2 protein-coding genes are annotated in these 6,000 nt (G+C 75.0%); both read right to left on the bottom strand.

Annotated features, from left to right (window positions below):
• Positions 1 to 69: 69 nt before the first annotated feature.
• A complete protein-coding gene (locus tag ACWC09_RS37710) occupies positions 70 to 3,036 on the bottom strand; it encodes a BTAD domain-containing putative transcriptional regulator (RefSeq protein WP_450855544.1) in 2,967 nt (988 codons plus the stop codon).
• 319 nt (positions 3,037 to 3,355) lie between these two features.
• On the bottom strand, positions 3,356 to 5,455 hold the full coding sequence (locus ACWC09_RS37705) for an asparagine synthase-related protein (RefSeq protein WP_450855543.1): 2,100 nt from the start codon (positions 5,453 to 5,455) through the stop codon (positions 3,356 to 3,358).
• Between the last annotated feature and the right edge of the window lie 545 nt (positions 5,456 to 6,000).

Below are 6,000 nucleotides of genomic sequence, written 5' to 3'. Positions count from 1 at the left end.
TCTTCCCGGACGCGATGCCCGCCCACACCGAGCTGTTCATCGGGTATCTCGACTCCGCCCAGCTGGCGATCACCGGCGGCCGCCCCGGCTCCGTGCGTAACGGTCCGCCGTGGCCGACGCCTCGTCCAGTGCGGCCAGCGCGGCCGTACGGTCGCCCGCGCGGTAGGCGAGCTCCGCGAGCCGGGCCATCAGGAACGGTGTCTCCGCGTACGCCCCCACCTCGTGGGCCAGCCGCAGCGCCTCCTCGTACTCACCCCTGGCCTCCTCGTGCCGGCCGCGGACCATATCCGCCTCGCCGGCCGCGCTGCACACCTGGGCCCGCATCCAGCGGTCGCCCACCCGCCGGCTGAGCACCCTCAGCTCGGCGAGGTCCTCGTCGACGCCCGTCATACCGCCCGGCGAGTCGACGACCATGTGCGTACGGAACATCAGGGTCACGCCGATCGCCCAGTCGTCGCCGTACGCGCGGCAGTGGGCGACCGCGACGTCCATGACGGCACGGACGTCCGCCGGGCCGCTCAGGATGGAGGCGGCGAACGGCCACACGATGCCGGGGAACCTGGCCGCCTCCGGACCGCCCGGCTCGTAGAACTCCCGCACCCTGGTGGCGTACTCACGCAGCCGCTCGTCCAGGACGCCGTCCATCGGCTCGACGTCGGACCTGAGGAAGAGGTGCAGCATCCGGAGGTTCATCCGGTGCGTGTGGAGGGGGTGGCGCGCCTCGGCGTCGGGGGCGGCGAGGTAGGCGTCGACCGGGTCGGTGCGGTCGAGGGCGGCCGAGAGGGAGGGCTGCGGAGGGGGCCCGGGCGAAGGGGAAGGGACGACGGCGGGCGAGGAGGCGGAAGCAGGCGGCTCGGTCACGGAATCGTCGGGGAAGGGCGGGCCGTCGGCGTGCGGCACGCTGTGGGCGGGCGGCCCGCCGTCCGTGTGCGGCGCGCCCGTGTTGTCCAGGACCGCGCCCAGGCGCAGGATGCGGTCGGTCCAGCTCACGCCCTCCTGGCGGTAGTTGCGCAGCCACCAGAACCAGCCCATGGACAGGGCCAGGGTGCCCGCTTCCTCCTCGGCGCCGGAGGCGAGGGCGCGGTGGAGGGCCGCGCGGATGTTGTCCAGCTCGGTCTCCAGGCGGGTGATCCACGGGAGTTGGCCGGCCGAGCGCAGGCGGGGTTCGGCCTCCGTCACCAGCGCGCCCGCCCAGGCGCGGTGCCGGCGCTCGGCCTCGACGCGCTGCCCGGGGACCTCGGCGGCGCGCTCGACGGCGTACTCGTGGATGGTCTCCAGCATGCGGTAGCGCATGCTGGAAGGGCCGCCCACGTCGTACGGGGACTCGTACGGAGCGGCCACCAGCAGGGACTTGTCGACGAGCGCCCCGATGAGGTCGGCCGCGGGGCCGGTGCACACGGCCTCCGCCGCGGCGAGGTCCCAGCCGCCGGCGAAGACGGAGACCTCGCGCAGGACCGTGCGCTCCCGCTCGTCGAGCAGGTCCCAGGACCAGTCGACGACCGCGCGCAGGGTCTGCTGGCGGGGCAGGACCGTACGGCTGCCGGAGGTGAGGAGGCGGAAGCGGTCGTCGAGGCGGTCGGCGATCTGGCGGGGTGTGAGCAGCCGTAGCCGGGCCGCGGCCAGCTCGATGGCGAGCGGCAGGCCGTCCAGGCGGCGGCAGATCTCCTCGACCGCCGCCCGGTCGCGCAGCACGGTGTCCGCGTCGGGGCGGACGGCGGAGGCGCGCTCCTCGAAGAGGCGGTGGGCCTGGTCGGGGACGAGGGGTTCGACCGGGCGCACGGACTCGCCCGGGACGCCCAGGGGTTCACGGCTGGTGGCGAGGATCGTGAGGCCGGGGCAGTGGGTGAGCAGTGTTTCGGCGAGGGCGGCCGCCGCGTCGATGACATGTTCGCAGTTGTCAAGGATCAGGAGTTGGCTGCGCGGGGCGCAGTACTCGACGAGCAGGGCGACGGGGTCGTCCTGCGGGGCCGTCAGCTCGGTGGTCATCAGCACGGTCTCGCGTAGACCGAGCGCGCTGACCACCGCGCCCGGTACCGCCTCCGGCCGGTCGAGCGGCGCCAGCTCGACCAGCCACGCCTGCGGGATGCCGCCGGCGGCCTCCTCGGCGAGACGGGTCTTCCCGGAGCCGCCCGGTCCGGTGAGGGTGACCAGTCGTGCCCTGTGCAATTCGGAACGGATGGCGTCGAGTTCTGGTTCCCGGCCCACGAAAGAGGTGAGGCGGGGACGGAGGTTGCCGGTGCGGGACGGTGGTGGGGCGGGGGCCGGGTGAGCGTGCGGCCCCGAGGCGGACTGCGGGAGCGGCGTCGACTGCGGTTGCGGCTCGGCGAGGAGTTCGGTGTGCAGGGCGCGGAGTTGGGGGCCCGGGTCCGTGCCCAGCGAGTCGGCGAGGGAGCGGCGGGTGGACTCGTAGGCGGCCAGGGCGTCGGCGGTGCGGCCCGTGTCCCGTAGGGCGCGGATGAGGAGGGCGTGGAGGGGTTCGTCGTACGGGTGTGCCGCGGTCAGTTCTTTCAGATGCGGTACGGCGATGTCGGCCCGGCCCAGACGCAGGTCCGCGTCGATGCGGGCGCGGGTCGCTTCCAGGTGGAGGGCGTTCGGGCGGGTCGCCGCGGCGGTGCGGTCGGGGAGGTCGGCCAGCGCGGGGCCGCGCCACAGGGCCAGGGCCTCGTCCAGGACATGGGCGGCCCGCGCGGCGTCGCCCCGGGCCAGGGCTGCCGTGCCCTGGTGGACCAGGTGCTCGAAGACGTACAGGTCCACGTCGTCCTCGGTCGCCTCCAGGCGGTAGCCGCCGGGGGCGGAGGTGACGGCGTCCTTGCCGAGCGCGCGGCGCAGGCGGCCGATCAGGGCCTGGAGGGCGGCGGGGGCATCCTGCGGAGGAGCGTCCGTCCACACCTCGTCGATCAGCGCGTCGAGGGGCGCGACCCGGCCGGGGCGCAGCGCGAGGGCGGCGAGCAGTGTGCGAAGGCGGCTGCCCGGTACGGGCAGGGGAATGCCGCGATCGTCCGCCGCCTCGGTGACGCCCAGGATTCTGTACTGCACCGGGTCATTGTCGCCGGGGGGTCCGGAGTGGGGCACGGTGTTGGGTGCGTCGCGCCGCCGCGCTGGTCACCGACGACGCCCGCACCGGCCATCAGCCCCTGGTGGCCTGCGTGGAGCTCAACCCCCATGCGGCCGCGGTCATGGACCAGGGCGCGCACGGCGCCCACCATCAGTCCAAGGCGTCCAGATCCGGGCGGCGACCGCAGACTGAGTCCCGCCGAGTGGTCCGGCGCGGGTCGATGGGGGCTGGTCGCGCCCACGCGGCGGAGGCACACATCGATACGGCCCCGCGCCCTTTACCGGCGTATCCGCCCAGGCCCTAGACGACGCCCGCTCCACCGCCCGACGCCAGCGCCCCCCGCTTGGGCGTGATCCCCGCCGGTACCGCACGCTGGCGCGCCGGGGTGCCTGTCCAGCAGGTGCCTCGGCGGGCCAGCAGGCGGCCGAGCCAGATTTCCAGGGAGACCAGGTCGGCCAGGCCGTCCAGGGGCAGGGGCTCGCCCTGGGCCGCCGCGCGGAGGGCCTTGCGGACCACTCGGGCCTCCACCAGGCCCGCCTCCGCCAGGAGGGGGGTGCCGAAGAGGGCCATCAGGGAGTCCGCGGCGACCCGGATGCCCGTGCGGGCCGCGACGGCCGCCGAGGCGTGGGAGGGGGCGCCCCAGCCCGGCGGGAGATCGCGGACGCCGGCGCCCTCCAGGACCGTACGGAGGATGGCCGCGCGGGCGCCCGGCTGGACCCGCAGGGCCTCGGGGAGGGCGCGGCAGGCGCGGACCACCTGGTTGTCGAGGAAGGGGGCGTGCAGGCGCTGGGAGCGGATCTCGGCGGCCTGTTCCAGGACGCGGAGGTCGGCGGCCTGGCGGGCGAGCGCCGCACGCGCGCGGTGGTCGCCGGGGCGCAGGCCGGGGCCGACGCCCGCGCGGCTCGTGGACGTCTGTAGGCGAACCGATACTTCAGCCAGCGCCTCACCCGTCAGCCAGCGTGCCGCCGGGCCCGGTCTGGCCCAGGTGAGGGCGGCCAGGGAGGCGCCCACCGCGCCTCCGGGTTCGTCGAAACGGCGCTCCAGGAGGCGTTCGGCCAGCAGCTCCAGGCCCGCCGAATACGGCGTGCGGGCCAGCCGCCGTGCCGCGCCGTACACGCGCGCGGGGACCAGCACCGAACCGTCCGCCTTCGCCAGGGCGGCGACGGGGCGTACCAGGTGGCGGCGTTTGCGGTCCATCAGGAGGTCGGCCAGGCGGGCCGGGTGCGCGTCCAGGACCTGGCGGGCGCCGTAGCCGGTGAAGTGGTCCGCGCTGCCGGAGGCCAGGCGGGCCCGGTGCCGGGCGGCCGTGACCAGGGACTGGGCCGGTTCGTCCGTCAGGGGGCCGTCGAGGTCGGCGTACGGGAGGGACTCCTCGCCTCCGGTGACGACCACGTGGTGCAGGCGGGGGTTGGCGGCGAGGGTGCCCGCGCGCTCCAGTTCGGCCTCGCGCCCGCCGACCGCCAGGTCGTTGAAGGTGACCGCCAGCAGGCGTTCGCCGGCGCCCGTGCCGTGTCCGAGGACCGTTCCCGGCATGCCCGGCAGGCCGGCGGCCAGCAAAGCCAGCGTGCCCGACGCCGGGCCGCCGGAGAGGTCGGCGCCGATGCCCGCGACCGGCATCCCGCGCGCGGCGCGGCGTTCGGCGGGCCCCATGCCCGGTACCGGGCCGGGGTCTATGTCCGCGCCCGGGACGTGTCTCGGCGCCGACAGACGCGCGCGCACCGCCTCCACCAGCGCGTCCCGCACCGCGTCCACCGCGCTGTCCGGGTCGGCCGAGGGCGCCGCCACGGCGAGGGAGGCGACCGGCTCGTAGCCGGCGATCTCGCGCGCTCCGGCGCGCAGGATCAGTGCATGCCCCGGCGGAATGCGCCGTACGCCGTCGTACGGAGTGGAGTCGTGCAGCGCGGCCGGGACGTCCGGAGCGGCGAGGAGAGCGGCGAGATGGCCGAAATCGAGGTTGGCCTCGATCAGGTCGGCGAGCGGGAGGGCGGCGGTCGCATAGGCCGTGCCGCCGGCCCAGGGGGTGTAGAACACCGGGCGCGCGCCCGCCAGATCGCCGCAGACGGTGACCCGGCGGCCCACCTGGACCACGGCCGTGTAACTGCCCGACCAGGCCGTCAGATGCCGAAGCGCGCCCCCGCGCGCGGCGAACAGACCGACCCGCAGCTCCTCGTCGGAGGCGCCGCAGGTGCCCAGGACCGCGATCCGGTTCTGGGCGTCCGCCTTGATCACCCGCACCTCGTCGGGGCGCCAGTCGCCGACCGCCCACAGCGGATCGGGGTCGCCCCACAGGAGTTGGGAACCCACCGGGTGCACCGTCTCCCCGTCGCTCCCGGTGGCGCCCGCGGAACCGATGCCGGCGGTCACCGGTGCGGTGCTGCTCCAACCCACCAACCACCGCATCGACGCCTCCACAGGCTGTGGACAACCAGTGCACCGTACGAACCGGTTCACCATGCTGCCACGAAGAACGCGCGCGTGGAGGTGCGGAGGAGCCGCATACGATCCCTGTGGCGCGCCGGAGCGCTCACCCGTGCGGGGATACCCCGAGGGCCCGAACACCCGTACAGGACAAGGGTTCTGCGACGTGAATGCGCCCCCACTACGCGCCCCGAGAACGCCCTTCGCGCCCTCAAGTTCCGTGGTGGGAGCGGTAATCGCCCTGCGAATGCGGGGGCGATTTTCGGCCAAATTGGCGAGGCGGGGACAGGTGTGGACACGCTCCGTACAGGCTCTGCGCACCACCGAGTCGGGTGCGCAGCCCGGGAGACGGAGTTCGCCTCCCGGACCGTTCCGCCACCCGCGGGGATGGAGGTGGCGGTGTCCCCCAGCCCACTGGATCCAGTACAGCGGGCCGACCCACGCACGGCCCATGGAATCGCTCCCGCGGTGGCCGGAGAAGAGCGCACGGACGGGCGCACGGCCACACAGCGGGAGCACGACGCAAC

The sequence above is a fragment of the Streptomyces sp. NPDC001617 genome (assembly GCF_053596855.1).
The sequence above is the reverse complement of the archived record's forward strand: the minus strand, read 5'-3'. Positions and strand labels throughout refer to the sequence as shown.

Excerpts from the sequence above, each read along its gene's own strand:
- ACWC09_RS37705 (WP_450855543.1), bottom strand. The coding sequence starts at position 5,455 with ATGCGGTGGTTGGTGGGTTGGAGCAGCACCGCACCGGTGACCGCCGGC.